Consider the following 15,717-nt stretch of genomic DNA (forward strand, 5'->3'; position numbering starts at 1 on the left):
GCTTATAAACTGGCTATTCTTCCATAGTAAACAGGTGACCGATATTTTTATATGAAAGAAGAAATTCAAACTATACTTGATAAAATATATTTATCACTCAAAAGCCGTGATTATTATCAACCGTCTCTCCTTGACGGGGAAGCTGGATACTGTCTTTTTGATCAATCCTATATCAGCTATGCTGGTATACATGCGGTAGACCATGTTGATAACATGGAGCATTTCGAAAACAATCTCCAAACACTTTCTGAAGATTCAATTGGTTGTCAAAGTGCTTTTTTTTCCTCTGGTAAAGCAGGGGTCAACTGGTTTTTTTCCTATTTGAAGGCTAAAAATATATTAGACGAAGAGAACTGGGAAATACTATGCGATGATGACCCTGAGTTATTTGAGCAGGCTATCCATTATCTGAAAGATGGAAATTATGATTTTCTTCATGGTTCCATTGGAATAGCCTATCACTCTTTATATGAACAGACAAATCAATACACCGCATTTCAAGAAACATTCTTTCAGCTATTGTATAAGCATGCTTATCAATCAGCAGACAAAATGTTTATTGCCCATTATGATTTAACCAATCTGCTACCTGTACCTAATAAAATTAACCTGGGTATGGCACATGGTTTAACGAGTGTTTTAAAATTCTGTCTGCAATGTTATCAAAATAATATCTGTTCAGCTGAGGCTAAAAAACTGGCGCTCGATATCGCCGGTTTGTTTAAATCAACTATCAATAGAAATACCAACAACAGTCTGTTTCCTAATATATTGACTTTCGGTGAGCCAACAAATGGATACAGTCGGGTAGGATGGTGCTATGGAGATTTAACTATTGGTTTTGTACTCTACCAGGCCGGTATTGTCTTTGAAGATCCTGCCCTGAAAGAACTGGGTACAGAAATATTGATACATACCTCTAAAAGAAGAAGCGAAGAACAAACTATGGTCAAAGATGCCGGGATTTGTCACGGCAGTGCTGGTATAGCCCATGTTTACAATAAAATGTGGCATTACACCAAAAATCCCGTTTTCAAAGAAGCCTGTGATTTCTGGATACAACAAACGATAGACTTTTCCAGTCATCCCGACGGCTATGCAGGTTTCAAATCCTATTCACCAGATGCCAGCGGAAAATATACAAACTCTTATGGATTATTAAATGGGATAAGTGGGGTTGGATTGGTGCTTCTTAGTTACCTCACAGGAGATTTTAGCTGGGATTACTCCATAATGCTTAATGATTAAATATATGATTAAAAGTTATTCCTTTGTTTTACTGCGTGCTCCATTGCAGAGCCTGAACTTAGCCAATGACTTTTCAGCAGACAGACAAACTTTACTTCAGGAGGGTATCTATTTATCCTCTCCGGAATTCTGGAAAGAGCTGTTGAAAGAGAATGATCTTACCGCGAAAGAAAAGGAAAAACTGGAGTTGTCATTTGCCAAGTACTGGCTGCGCAGCTGTAGCAGATGTACGCCATACGGTACATTGGCGGGCGTTAAACTGGTAGCCATTAAAGCAGAAGAAACTAACCTTCAGCTGGAACATCCAGATCAGCATATCCGTAGTGTCCGGTTGGATATGAACTATCTTAATGAAATTATCACTTACCTGAACACTGTTCCTGAAATTGTCAGACAGCTTAAGTTCTTTACGAATAATAGCTTATACGAACTCCCTGACAGTTATCGCTATGCAACTTATTCTTTGATAGATACGCAGCGCGTTTACGAGCTGACCTCTATAGGAAAGACAAATTATATAACAGACATTCTTTTAGCAGCCCAAAAAGGAGCTACACTGGAAAGCCTGGCTCAAATACTTAAAAACCATGAAAATATAAGTCTGGAAGAGGCTGCTGGATTTATTGCCGATATGGTTGATTCTCAACTTATCTTATCAGATTTAGAGCCCTGTGTGACCGGTAAAGATCCCTTGGATGTGCTAATTGAACAGTTAGAAACACTTCAGCATGTCGATGATTTACTCCTGAAATTGAAGGAAGTTCAACAGCTGATTAAAAATCCACTGGCAGGAGTAGGCTACTATGAAAAAATAGAAGCTCAATTAAAAGCACTGGATTTTCCGATACAAATTCCAGCTAATCTATTGCAGACTGACCTTTTCTTTGCAGCAAAAGCGCAGACAATCGATCAAAGTATCATTGACCGTATCCTTAAACAAACTGAAGACTTATACGCTTTAAGTTTATCAGGAGAAGGCAGGGATCTTAATCAATTTAAAAACAAGTTCTCGGCGCGTTATGAATTTGAAGAAATCCCGCTAGCATTAGCATTAGATGCAGAACTAGGTATTGGCTATGCTGGAAGTGACCAATCATCAGCAGGCGAAAACAGGCTGGTTGAAAATCTGATTTTGAAAGACCCCGCTGCTGCAAAAACTATGAACTTTGACTACATACAAGAATTTGTACTGAACAAACACAACGACTATCTTCAACATCAAAAAACAGCTATTGAAATTACTGAAGAAGAGTTGAAAGCATTTAAACCGAAGGTTGCAAATTATAAATTTTCGAACAGCTTACACCTGATGGGAAGTTTGCTTAAATCTGACGGCAAACTGGATGCTGAAAATTTCATTTTTGAGCTCTTTAGTTTTGGAGGGACTTCTTCAGGTAATCTTCTTTCCAGATTTGCACACGGAGATCAGCAGCTTTGTGACTTCACAAAAGATATCCTTAAAGAAGAAGAAAAAGAATTTCCAGATCATATTTACGCAGATATTGTCCATCTCCCGCAAGCCAGAGTTGGCAATGTACTGCTCAGGCCTTTATTGCGCAATTATGAGATACCTTATATCGGTAAATCTGGTTTAGCAGCAGAAAACCAAATACCTGTAGCAGACATTATGGTTTGTGTTAAAAACAGTAAAGTGCTTTTAAGAAGTAAAAAACATAATAAATATATTATTCCCAGACTTACTTCTGCTCATAATTTTTCGACCAGAAGCTTACCTGTTTATAAGTTCTTATGTGACCTGCAAACACAAGGGCAAGCACAACCAGATGCCTGGAATTGGGGCGTATTATCTTCGCTGACTTATTTGCCAAGAGTAGTTTATAAAAATATAATTGTTAGAAAAGCACGATGGATTCTTAAAAAAGAAGACCTGAAAGCCATCCCGAAAGAGAAAAATGAATATTTAAACTACTGTCAGGCATTGAGAACTCAATACCAGATTCCGCAGAAAGTTGCTTATGTTGAACACGACAATAAGCTTTTAATTGACCTGGAGCAGCAAACTGGTGCTGATTTGTTCGTCCATTATCTGAAGCGCTATGAAAGTGTACAACTCGAAGAATTCCTCTTTACCGATGAAAATTGTATCGTATACGATGCAAATGGGAATCCACATACCAATGAATTGATTATCCCATTAAAGAGAGTACAGGAGACCCCGGATAGAGGTTTGACAAAGCGTGCTGTGAAAGGTGAAATTACCTCTCCAAACATGGAAACATTGGTTAAAAGAAAGTTTTCTCCATTGAGTGAGTGGTTATATTTCAAAATTTACTGCGGACCAACAGTCGCCGAAAAAATACTGAAAAACGAACTGCTGGAATTTGTGGAAAATGGTATCCGGCAAAATTTATTTGAGAAATTTCATTTCATTCGCTATATCGATGAATCTTTTCATATCCGGCTCAGATTTTATAATTCAGACTTAACAAAGCAATTGAACGTTCACCAGCAATTCATGGAAACGCTGGAACCTTTACTTGCAAATAACCTGATCAGTAAAGTGGTATTAGATACCTATTCAAGAGAACTCGAACGTTATGGCGCTTTCATCATAGAAGAAGTAGAATCTCTGTTTTTTAATGATAGCCTGGCAGTACTCAAATTTGCCAAACTGCTGGACAGTCCTGAATTAGAAGAATACAGGTTTTTATTTGCACTTAGGGGAGCAGACATGCTTTTAACCGATTTTGGCTATACAACTCTTGCGAAAAAAGAGCTGTTAAAAAGGCTTCAATCAGGTTATTTCAGAGAATTTGGTAGTGATCCTAACCTGCAAAAACAACTGAATGAGAAATACCGTCAGAAGCAAAAAAGTATTTTTTCGCATATGAATGCTGATCTAGATGAATTAAATGAGATCGAAGAAGCCGTAGCTGTTTATCAAAAAAGGTCAGCTATGAACACTTTAATCGAGCAAGCTATTTTGTTGAAATCGGGTAATCAGATGCCGTCCGATGAACTTATGGAAAGCCTGTTACACATGTACCTGAATCGCTTGCTGGTTAATAATCCCAGGAAACATGAATTAGTTATTTATCATTTTCTGGAGAAATATTACAGTTCACAAGTAGCTATCTCAACTCACGTACCTAAATTAGCTGTTACTCAACTATAAATAAAACCAATTACAAAGCGATTAATGAGTTTTCCTTTCTATAAACAATTCGATCTGATGGACTGTGGTCCCACTTGCCTTCGCATGATAGCTAAGCATTATGGGCGTAGTTTTAAAGTACAAACATTAAGGCACTATTGTGAAATCAACAGGGAAGGAGTGTCTTTACTAGGTATTCACAATGCTGCAAAACAGATTGGATTTGACTCTGATGCGATCCAAACCAATCTGGATGGACTGGGAGAAGCAGAATTGCCAGCCATCCTGCACTGGAGACAGAATCACTTTGTAGTACTTTATAAAATAAAGAATAATAAATACTTCATTGTTGACCCTGGAAATGGGCATGTCAAACTTAATTCGGAAGACTTTTCCCGCAACTGGATAGACAATGATGGCTCTGGTGAAGGTATAGCTTTAACATTAACCCCAACACCTCAGTTTTATGCACAGGAGAATGAGATTGGCAGCGAAGTCCGCTGGTCATTTCTGTTTGGCTATTTTATGGCTTACCGCAAACTGGTTATTCAACTCTTTTTTGGTCTTGCTGCGGGGAGTATATTACAACTGATTGCCCCATTTTTAACTCAATCCATTGTTGATGTCGGAATTAATACCCGGAATCTTAACTTTATCTATATCATTCTTATCGCGCAGGGTGCACTGATCATTGGGCGTATCAGCGTAGACTTTATCAGGTCATGGATCTTATTGCATATCAGTATCCGGGTTAATATTTCTATCCTGACAGATTTCATTATCAAATTAATGAAGCTTCCAATGGTGTTTTTTGATACCAAAATGACCGGTGATATTATGCAGCGGATGAATGATCAGAAAAAGATAGAAACCTTTTTAACAGGAACTGCATTAACTACCCTGTTTTCTATCTTTAACTTACTGATTTTCTCAGTCGTTATCGCATATTATAATCTTACTATCTTTTTTGTTTTTTTGATCAGCAGTATCTTGTACATGGGCTGGATTGTTCTGTTTTTAAATCGCCGGAAATTACTCAACTATAAGAGTTTTGAAATATCTGCAAAAAATCAGAGTAATGTGGTGCAGCTGGTTACCGGTATGCAAGAGATTAAACTTAACAACTGTGAACAGCAGAAACGATGGGAATGGGAAGATATCCAGGCCAGCTTATTTAATGTTAATGTTAAAAACCTGGCACTGAGTCAGTACCAACAAGGCGGATCAACTTTAATTAATGAGGGTAAAAACCTGTTGATTGCATTTTTAAGTGCTAAAGCAGTGATAGACGGAGATATGACGCTGGGTGCCATGGTTGCAGTACAATATATTATTGGACAGCTGAACGGGCCCGTTGAACAAATGCTCGGTTTCATCCAGGGCTTTCAGGATGCCAGGATCAGTCTGGAACGTTTAAATGAAATTTATCAGATGGATGATGAAGAGCAGCCAGATAAAGAATGGAACGATACGCTTCCTGCTCAGAAAGATATTAGTCTAGAGCAGTTATCATTTCGTTATCCCGGCACAGGGAACCTTCCGGTACTCCGAAACATTGATCTGAAAATTCCACAAGGTAAAACAACTGCAATTGTGGGAATGAGTGGTAGCGGAAAAACTACGATCCTGAAGTTATTGTTGAGATTTTATCAACCCGATAAAGGCGAAATCAACATTGGAGCAGAACCATTGAACAGTATCAGTTACAAAGCATGGCGCGAAGAATGCGGCGTAGTCATGCAGGATGGCTTTGTCTTTTCTGATACTATTGAACGTAATATTGCTGTAGGGGAAATCCCGGCCGATCCCGTAAAGTTGAATCATGCGATTAAAGTGGCTAATATCCAGGATTATATTGATGGTCTTCCAAGAGGTTTAAATACAATGATCGGTGCAGAAGGCAATGGGGTAAGCCAGGGACAACTTCAGCGCATGCTGATTGCCCGTGCCGTATACAAAGATCCGGAGTATATCTTTTTTGATGAAGCGACTAACTCATTGGATGCGAATAACGAGTGGACAATCATGAATAACCTCAAAGAATTTTTCACAGGAAGAACCGTAATTATTGTAGCACACCGGTTAAGCACAGTCAGGGACGCAGATAATATCATTGTACTTGATAAAGGCAGTATTATTGAACAAGGAACACATCAGGAATTAACCCAGTTGAAAGGCGCGTATTATCTGCTTGTCAAAAATCAGCTGGAGCTGGGAACATAATATTTTGAATCAGGAATTTAATCAACATTTAAAATGCCGTCCTTAAAAAAACAAAAAAGCCAGCAGGTAGTCCATAGTCCTGCAATCCAAGAAATTATTACCACAGTTCCTTCCTGGTTATTGCGCTGGGGTATCTTCATGTTTTTTGTACTCTTAATTTTAATCGCCGGACTTTCTGCTTTCATCAAATATCCCGATCTTGTAATCACAACACTGAAAATTGATACCTCAGCAGATCATAAATTTTATGGAGAAATGGCTGTTCCTCAAAATATGCTGACCAAAGTTAAGGAAGGGCAGCAAGTGCTGATTAAATTAAGAAGATATCCTTATCAAACCTATGGGACGATCAGAGGTACTATTAAATATATAGACCCTATTCCCCAGCAGAACAGTATTTTTATCTCACGGGTTGATTTTAATAATGACTTATCTGCATTACCAGGTCGTATCCTGTTAAAAGATAAAATGATGGCTGATGCAGAAATCATTACGCAGGATGTCACTATCTTGCAGCGATTAAGCCGGAGTATATTTAAAAATGATAATTAGTAGTATGTTTCAGTAGAACAAGTTAATTCATAAAGATGTCCGAACAAATCACAACACTGGATCATTACCATTTAAGCTGTGACCAGCTTGCAAAAGCGGATGCAGATCTTGGCAGGATTATCACTGCTTATGGCTATCCGCCGCTGTGGACCAGACCTAACACGTTTGAAAGTTTAGTGCATATTATCCTGGAGCAGCAGGTTTCTCTCGCCTCCGCCTTATCGGCTTTAAACAAGTTAAAAGAGCGTTTACCGGAGTTTACGGCTGCAAATATATTGTCTTTGACCGATCAGGAACTTCGGGAATGTTACCTCAGCCGGCAAAAGGCCATTTACACCAGATCATTAGCAGAAGCCATGTTAAGCGGGCAAATTGACCTCGAAGAGTTTAATCAGCTGGATAATGAGGCGGTGCGAGATGCTTTAACCAAATTAAAAGGCATTGGTAACTGGACTGCAGATGTATACCTGATGTTTGTGCTGAGCCGTGCAGATATCTTTCCTATTGGCGATCTGGCTGCGGTGAATGCCTTGAAAAGAATTAAATCACTTCCAGCGGCTATTACTAAGGATGAAATACTGGACATTACTGAAAAATGGAAACCTTACCGGACAGTTGCGAGTATGATCCTCTGGCATTACTACTTAAGCCAGAAAACACGTTAACCAACCTGTTCAGGCCAATTTTTTCTCTGATTTAAATTCACTAAAGCCCTGATATTACGCAGATAACAACTCTTTGGCTGGTAAATTGTTAGGTTGATTCGTTGACTATTCAAATCTAATCAGGGAAAATGGAGTATTTAAAAGGAATCAGTGAAGAGAGTACTCATACCGGACAACCAACCAGGAGGGAGCTTTTAGAAGAGATTGCTATACTTCAGTCTGTTCTGGAAAGCACAAGTGCCAGTATTTTCGCTTTCGATAAAAACTTTAATTATATAGCCTTTAATAAATCTCATCAGCAGACGGTGAGGACAGGAAGAGGGATAGACCTTAAAATAGGTGATAACTATCTGGAAATAGCCAGAATGAATGGTGGTACGGATGGGGATAAAACCCAGAAGATATTCAAGCGGGTGATGGCTGGCGAAACTATCGAAGTTATCGAAGAATTTGGTGATCTGGCATTACACAGGGCATCTTTCAGTATGATCTGTAATCCAATGTATGACCATGAAGGACAGGTAAACGGTATGACCGTATTTTGTCAGGATGTTTCAGAAAGAGTAGCCCTGGAAAAAGAAGTAGAAGAGAAAAGTCACTTATTAAATGGGGTACTGGATAATTTGCCTGTCATTACTTATGAAGTTGATGCTGAAGGAATATTCACAAAATCTGTAGGTTCGGGATTGCAAGCTGTAGGTTTGCAAAACGATGAACTTGTTGGCAAAAATGCTTTTGAGTCCTTTCCTGCTGCTGCAGTTGAATTGCAAAAAGCTTTAGCTGGAAAGTCTGGTCAATTTGTGAGCAAACTTGACTGGGATGGTCAGGAATATGTTTATCAAAACAATGTTTTTCCCAGCCCCGATCAGCAAGGAAGTATCACTGGCTTCGCTTTAAATATTACCCAGCAACATCAGGCAGAAATTGCACTGCTCAAGGCCAAAGAAAAAGCTGAACAAGCCATGTTGGCTAAGCAACAATTTCTTACCAATATGAGTCACGAAATCCGTACACCAATGAATGCAGTAATTGGTATGACGCATTTGCTGTTACAGGAAGACCCGAAACCAGATCAGCTCGAAAATCTGAATATATTGAAATTTTCAAGTGAAAGTTTACTCAGTCTTATCAATGATATATTAGATTATAGTAAAATTGAATTGGGTAAAGTTACGCTTGAAAAGATAGATTTTAATTTAATTGAACTGATCAATAGTATAAAACAAGCTCATAATCTGCACGCAGAAGGGAAGGAGGTCTTTTTTAATATCAATATAGACCCAAAACTGCCTGAAATTTTAATTGGAGATCCGGTCAGATTAACTCAGATATTAAATAATCTGATTAGCAATGCCTTGAAATTTACTAATGAAGGCTATGTGATTGTAGACCTCTCGATGAAGAAAATAGTAGATGATCTGGTCGACGTCAGCTTCACAATTACTGATACGGGGATTGGTATTGAGCCTGCACTGAAAGATTATATTTTCGAAAGCTTTACACAGGCGAGCGCAGATATCTCGCGGCGCTTTGGAGGAACAGGACTTGGCCTGGCGATCACCAAGAGGCTAATAGAATTGAAAGGCGGCAAAATTTATGTGGATAGCACTTTGGGTAAAGGATCCAGCTTCTTTTTTGATTTGCAGTTTAAAAAGAGCAATAAAAAATCAGGTTATACTATGCCGGCCTTGGTTTTTGAGAGCCTTGCCGGTTTTAAGGTATTGCTTGTGGAAGATAATGAGATCAATACCATAGTGGCGGGTAAATTTATGAAGAAATGGGATCTGGATATCGATTACGCAATTCATGGAATTGAGGCGCTGGAAAAGGTAAAGAAAAATGAATATGATGTAGTATTGATGGATTTGCAGATGCCAAAAATGGATGGCTATGAAGCAAGTACAGCGATCAGGAATTTATCAGGAAAGAGATTTAAGGAATTGCCTATAATTGCATTAACGGCCTCTGTATTAGCGGAAATTAATAATCAGGTAATGGATGCAGGGATGAATGATTATATTTCTAAACCCTTTAATCCAATGGAGCTTTATTCTAAAATTGCTAAATACGTGCGGAAAAGATAATGCGTTGTAAATGAAAGCGGTATCCGGAAAACTTATAAATGATAATGTAATTGAATAGCTGCAATACCTAAGCACGCCGCTATTCAATTATACATTTAGCTACCATTTATATAAATGAAGCACTATTTACACGTCGTATTCCTTTTCTACGACCGATAGAATCAATTCTTTCACAGTGATGCCTCTTTGTGCGCCTAATATTTTTAAAGCCTTTAAAGAGCTCTTTTTAAGCCTTAAAGGGTAAGTCACTATTTCTTCATCAGGCTGAACAGCTTGTTTCTCCTCTTTCAGAGTGTTCTCTTTTGACGGAGAATTAAATAAAGCAGAGACCCCTCCTAAGTTCTTGTTATTATCTTCTATATCACCTAAGTTCTTCTTTGCCATATGTTTATATTTTAGCTATAATTTCATCTGTCAGATTTGCATAATCCGTTGCAGCATTTGATAAAGGAGCATATTCAAAAATGTCTATTCCTTTCAACTGTGCTTCTACCAATGCTACATTTATACGGATAGAGGTAGCAAATAACTTATCATTAAAATATTTCTTGATGCTCTCCGTAATCTGCTCCGTAATAATTCTTCTTGGATTTATTTTAGTAATAAACACACCACCAATCGTCAGGTTTTCATTATAGTGTTTTCTGACATCAGAAATAATAGAAACCAGGCGGTCGATTCCTCTATAAGCAAAATATTCTGCTTCTAATGGGATCATCACCGTATCTGCCGCAACCAGTGCATTGACAGTCAGCATTCCTAAAGCAGGAGCACAGTCGATGAGTATATAATCATACTTTCCTTCCACAGATTTCAGCAATCTTTTCAGAATAGTTTCTCTTCCAAGTCTTGAAACCAATTCAATTTCGGCACCCAATAAATCTAAAGAAGAGGGAATGATATCCAGATATTCCGAAATGGTTTCAATAGGTAATGCAGTATCATCTTTTATACTATCATAAATAGAAACCTTAACATCCCTCAGGCCTAAACCCTCTGTTAAATTTGATTGAGGATCAATATCAATCAATAAAGTTTTCTTCTTTGCACGTGCTAAACCCGCGCCAATATTCAGTGTAGAGGTAGTTTTTCCTGTACCACCTTTATGGTTTATAATCGCTATAATCTTCATGTGAATGTGTCTTTATACAAAGAGGCAATGATACAAAGATGTACTGATATCTAAATATATTTATGATTGTTTTTTTTGGCAAAACATTGTTTTGTGGCTAATTACTTATAAATGAGGTAGAAATAAATCACTAGTGGTATTTTAGAATTATGCGTTCCCTTAGGGTAAAATAAAAAAAAGCATTAATTATTAATTTGCCGCCTTGATGCGGGTAATTCTATATACGCTTAGTGAAAAGAGCATGAAGAATAACAATACCAGAATTACCAAAATGGAAGCTATACAATTCTTTGAGGTCTGAATTTCTTTTGCAGATAATCAGAAAGAATAATCATAATAACTGCGATCAGGATCAATAACATGCCTAGTACAAGATTTTGAGTAATGGCCTCTTTAAATGCGATCACCCCTACTGCAACAGCGACCAGAGGCTCTAAAGCCCCAAGAATTGCAGTTACTGTAGAACCCACATACTGTAAGGCGAATATCATGGCAACACATGATATTGCTGTGGTGGGTAAAGCCAGCATAACTAGTTCTACAACCGATCTGGTATCTGGTAAAGGCTGTAAACCAGCAGTCAGCTGTGCTTTAAACAGAAAAAAAACGGCGCTGGAAGCCATCACATATAAAGTAAGCTTATAGCCCGACATGAATTGTATTCTCGACTTGTTAACTGCTACGATATAAACTGAATAGGCAAGAGCTGCAATTAAAATTGCACCAAGGCCTAATAAATTCAGCGTCATGCCGTTTTCTCCCTTATACAATAAAGAAACACCTAAAAAGGCAATTGCAATAGCTGCCATAGTAATCAAGCTTACTTTTTCTCTAAAAAATACCGCCATTAAAATGGCGACAAATACCGGGTATATAAATAAAATAGTAGAAGCAGTACCTACGCCCAGATAATCATAACCCACCAGTAAATATTGCGCCGATAAAGCATATAGTATACCTAAAATAGCCATCGGGACAATTTCCCTTTTTGCGATTCTGAAGGATTCCTTTTTAAATAACATAAAGAGCGCAAGCAACAAAGAAGCACAAGCAAAACGATAGCACAAAAGCGAATCATGAGGAATTCCTTTGCGCATTAAGGGTAAAGCAAACAGCGGTATCAGGCCAAAAGTTGCGGATGAAATACATCCCCAAAAATAGCCCTTGACTTTAGTATTCATTCAAATGTCAGGTTAGAATTTATTGGTGCCGGATTGACGACGAAAGATATAATAATTTTCTGATTATCTTTTCTGCATCATGGCAATAAAACTTCTTCAGCAAGTAATAAAACCTCCTTCATCAAAACATCAAATAAAAAATTAATTGGAACAATCGTTCTAATTATATATTTTTGCCTTTAATGGCACGTAATAAAGAATTCGACCCGACAGAGAAATTAGAAAAGGCCCGTGATCTGTTCTGGGAAAAGGGTTATCATGCTACCTCTATGCAAGACCTGGTGGGACAGATGAAAATTAACCGGGGAAGTATGTATGATACTTATGGGGATAAGCACAAGCTATTTATGGAAAGCCTGGAAAGTTATGCACTGGAAACTTACAGCGAATATAAAAAGGCCGCTCTTGGACAAAAATCTCCATTTAAAGCTATGGAGCAAATTGTGAAAAAAGCACTGGAGAGATCTTTTGACGAAGGTAAAGTCTGTATGGTTGTTAAATCATCTTTTGAAATGGCCCGGCTGGATGCGGAGATCAGGGAGCTTTTAAAACAGTTGACCAATGCACTGATCTTAATTTTTGAAGACTTAATCCTGAAAGCACAAAAAGCAGGGGAAATAGACGAGAAAAAGAATGCAAGGCAAGCAGCACAGTTTATTGCAGGCTCATTTGCAGGATTATGGCACATGCAGTCTTTATACGATGACAGAGCAATGGTAGAACAAATGGCAAAAAATATTATCGACAGTTTAAGATAATATTTTTTTGACTTATAATAGAACGATCGTTCTATTAATGTACTTTAACAATTAAACAAACAAATATGGAATTAGGCATAAGTATGTTCGGCGATTTACATGTCGACCCGGCAACAGGTAAAATACAATCCACACAAAAAAGACTGGCAGAACTGATGGAAGAAATCAAGCTTGCTGACGAAGTTGGTTTGGATATTTTGGGCGTAGGAGAACATCATCGGCCTGAGTATGCTATACCAAGCCCTGAGATTATACTGGCGGCAGCCGCTACGGTAACCAAAAATATTAAGCTGACCAGTTCTGTGACTGTGCTCAGTTCTTCAGATCCAGTTAAGCTTTATCAGAACTTTGCTATGGTAGACTTACTTTCTAAAGGCAGGGCAGAAATTATGGCTGGAAGAGGAAGTTTTACTGAATCATTTCCATTATTTGGTTATGACTTACAAGATTATAGTGCATTATATGAGGAGAAGTTAGCCCTGTTACTCCAAATCAATGCAGCGCAAAAGATAAACTGGAATGGTCGTTTTCGCCCGTCTCTGGTGAACCAGGAGATATTCCCCAGGGCTGCAAATGACAACCTCACCGTGTGGGTTGCTGCAGGTGGTACACCCGAGTCAGTATTTCGGGCAGGGCGTTTAGGCTTGCCATTGATTTTTGCTATTGTCGCTGGTACACCACTTGAAAGATTTAAACCCTTATTTGAGCTCTATAAAAATACTTATCAGCAATTTGGACATGATATGGCCGGATTTAAAGTCGGTATGTTTTCACATGCCTTATTTGGCGAAGACTCCAAAACAATCGGAGATTATTATTATCCGCTTTACTCCAAACAGATGGATAGAATTGGGCTGAGCCGGGGCTGGTCGCTTTTTCAAAGGCACCAATACGATTACGGGCGTTCCAAAGCAGGAGCTATGTTTGTCGGAGATGCAGCAGAGACTATAGATAAAATCCTATATGCAAAAGACCTCTATGGAATAACCCGTTTTATGGCTCACCTGGATGTTGGTGCACCCTCTCACAGCCATTTAATGAAAGCTATAGAAATCTATGGAACTCAGATTGCCCCTAAAGTGCGTGAATCCACTTGCAACGTATAACGCAATCACGTTTAACCCTCAAATACGCAAAGAAACTATTTAAATTTATTTGATCTTTTAATAGCTCAAATGGATATAAGTTTACATTTTTGTTGGAATTTAACATAGCGTACCTAATTAACTCTCATTTACAATCAGATTAATTCCATAAAATTGAAACAACTTAACGAAAAACCTGACGATAATAAGCTCAAAAGAGGCTTGCAAAACAGGCATATCCAATTAATTGCACTCGGTGGCGCGATAGGAACAGGCTTGTTTTTAGGAATAGGCCCTGCTGCGGTACTCGCAGGCCCTTCCGTAATTTTAGGTTATGCCGTAGCTGGTATCATCGCCTTTTTTATTATGCGCCAACTCGGTGAAATGGTCGTAGAAGAACCTGTATCAGGAAGCTTTAGTCATTTCGCTTATAAATATTGGGGCTCATTCGCAGGCTTTGCATCTGGCTGGAATTACTGGGTACTTTATATCCTGGTGAGTATGTCAGAATTAACCGCTATTGGAATTTATGTTCACTTCTGGTGGCCTTCTATTCCTTTGTGGACGTCAAGTCTATTCTTTTTTCTAACCATTAATGCCCTTAACCTCACCTCGGTTAAAGTTTATGGCGAGGTAGAATTCTGGTTTTCCATTGTTAAAGTTGTAGCCATTATTGCAATGATCTTTTTTGGCTGTTACCTATTGGTTAGCGGATCTGGCGGTGAACAAGCCACAGTACAAAATCTTTGGAATGACGGTGGCTTTTTTGCTAAAGGATTGTTAAGCTCTGATGGGAAGGGTGGCTATCAGGGGCTACTCTCTGCAATCGCACTGATTATGTTCTCATTTGGTGGATTAGAACTCATTGGAATTACAGCTGCTGAAGCCGAAAATCCCGAAAAAACTATTCCTAAAGCAACAAACCAGGTTATTTACCGTATCCTTATTTTCTATGTAGGGGCACTCGTTATTCTTTTCTCTTTATCACCGTGGAAAAATATTACCACAGACAGCAGCCCATTCGTCATGGTCTTTGAAAGCTTAAAAGGCTTCCAGTTTAACCTTTTTGGTCAAACTATTTTCTTTACGAGCGTCATTGCAAATGTGTTGAATATGATTGTGCTGACAGCAGCACTATCTGTGTATAACAGCTGTGTATACAGCAACAGCCGGATGCTTTTTGGACTAGCTGAACAAGGTAATGCACCAGCTTTTTTATCAAAGCTGAATAAAAACCATGTGCCCTTAAAAGCTATCCTGGTTTCAGGACTGTTTGTAGCAATCAGTATTGTCATCAATAAACTGATGCCAGAAAAAGCATTGGGTATTTTGATGTCTTTAGTTGTTTCCTCGTTAATGATTAACTGGTTGATGATTAGTATCACGCATTTAAAATTCAGAAAACAAAAGCAAGCTGAACACCTGAAAACCAAATTCCCTTCTTTTATTTACCCACTATCCAATTACATTTGCCTGATCTTTTTGGTCGGTATTTTAGTCATTATGTGGATTACAGGGATGAAACTTCCGGTTGAACTAATACCTGGATGGCTGGTGCTTTTGTATCTCTGCTACCTGTTGGTTAAGCGGAAAAAACAACAACAAGTTTAAATATCAAAAAGGGGTTCTGAAAAATATTCAGAACCCCTTTTTGATGAGCTAAGGAAATGAAAA

12 protein-coding genes are annotated in these 15,717 nt (G+C 38.3%); 9 read left to right on the forward strand and 3 right to left on the reverse strand.

The genetic code is table 11. The features are described from left to right. Positions 1–51: 51 nt before the first annotated feature. The 6 genes from ABIB30_RS17890 to ABIB30_RS17915 all read left to right on the forward strand — a co-directional run bounded on the left by ABIB30_RS17890 (position 52) and on the right by ABIB30_RS17915 (position 9,887). Entirely contained in the window at positions 52–1,248 is a 1,197-nt protein-coding gene (locus ABIB30_RS17890) for a lanthionine synthetase LanC family protein (protein WP_354304348.1), read from the forward strand. A gap of 4 nt (positions 1,249–1,252) precedes the next feature. Then, positions 1,253–4,384, forward strand: coding sequence for a lantibiotic dehydratase (locus ABIB30_RS17895; protein ID WP_354304350.1), 3,132 nt, complete (start codon positions 1,253–1,255; stop codon positions 4,382–4,384). 24 nt (positions 4,385–4,408) lie between these two features. Continuing rightward, entirely contained in the window at positions 4,409–6,586 is a 2,178-nt protein-coding gene (locus ABIB30_RS17900; protein ID WP_354304351.1) for a peptidase domain-containing ABC transporter, read from the forward strand. Between the two features lie 33 nt (positions 6,587–6,619). Beyond that, the gene (locus ABIB30_RS17905; protein WP_354304353.1) at positions 6,620–7,138 is read left to right on the forward strand and encodes an HlyD family secretion protein; all 519 of its coding nucleotides are present in this window, start codon (positions 6,620–6,622) and stop codon (positions 7,136–7,138) included. Positions 7,139–7,173: 35 nt separating this feature from the next. Continuing rightward, on the forward strand, positions 7,174–7,803 hold the full coding sequence (locus ABIB30_RS17910) for a DNA-3-methyladenine glycosylase family protein (RefSeq protein ID WP_354304354.1): 630 nt from the start codon (positions 7,174–7,176) through the stop codon (positions 7,801–7,803). 128 nt (positions 7,804–7,931) lie between these two features. Continuing rightward, a complete protein-coding gene (locus ABIB30_RS17915) occupies positions 7,932–9,887 on the forward strand; it encodes an ATP-binding protein (protein ID WP_354304355.1) in 1,956 nt (651 codons plus the stop codon). Positions 9,888–10,013: 126 nt separating this feature from the next. Here the strand turns inward: ABIB30_RS17915 and ABIB30_RS17920 are convergent, their stop codons facing one another. The 3 genes from ABIB30_RS17920 to ABIB30_RS17930 all read right to left on the reverse strand — a co-directional run bounded on the left by ABIB30_RS17920 (position 10,014) and on the right by ABIB30_RS17930 (position 12,200). Next, positions 10,014–10,271: a hypothetical protein gene (locus ABIB30_RS17920; protein WP_354304356.1), complete on the reverse strand. Its 258-nt coding sequence runs from the start codon at positions 10,269–10,271 to the stop codon at positions 10,014–10,016. A 4-nt stretch (positions 10,272–10,275) separates the two neighbouring features. Beyond that, a complete protein-coding gene (locus ABIB30_RS17925) occupies positions 10,276–11,019 on the reverse strand; it encodes a ParA family protein (protein ID WP_354304357.1) in 744 nt (247 codons plus the stop codon). 278 nt (positions 11,020–11,297) lie between these two features. After that, a complete protein-coding gene (locus ABIB30_RS17930) occupies positions 11,298–12,200 on the reverse strand; it encodes a DMT family transporter (protein ID WP_354304358.1) in 903 nt (300 codons plus the stop codon). Positions 12,201–12,382: 182 nt separating this feature from the next. On the opposite strand from ABIB30_RS17930, the gene ABIB30_RS17935 reads away from it, so the two are divergent. The 3 genes from ABIB30_RS17935 (at position 12,383) to ABIB30_RS17945 (ending at position 15,654) form a co-directional block, all read left to right on the forward strand. Beyond that, positions 12,383–12,958, forward strand: coding sequence for a TetR/AcrR family transcriptional regulator (locus tag ABIB30_RS17935; RefSeq protein WP_354304359.1), 576 nt, complete (start codon positions 12,383–12,385; stop codon positions 12,956–12,958). A gap of 65 nt (positions 12,959–13,023) precedes the next feature. Continuing rightward, entirely contained in the window at positions 13,024–14,064 is a 1,041-nt protein-coding gene (locus tag ABIB30_RS17940) for an LLM class flavin-dependent oxidoreductase (protein WP_354304361.1), read from the forward strand. A gap of 153 nt (positions 14,065–14,217) precedes the next feature. After that, positions 14,218–15,654: an amino acid permease gene (locus ABIB30_RS17945; RefSeq protein WP_354304362.1), complete on the forward strand. Its 1,437-nt coding sequence runs from the start codon at positions 14,218–14,220 to the stop codon at positions 15,652–15,654. Positions 15,655–15,717 lie beyond the last annotated feature (63 nt).

It is taken from the genome of Pedobacter sp. UYP1 (assembly GCF_040547305.1).
In the GTDB taxonomy this organism is placed as follows: domain Bacteria; phylum Bacteroidota; class Bacteroidia; order Sphingobacteriales; family Sphingobacteriaceae; genus Pedobacter.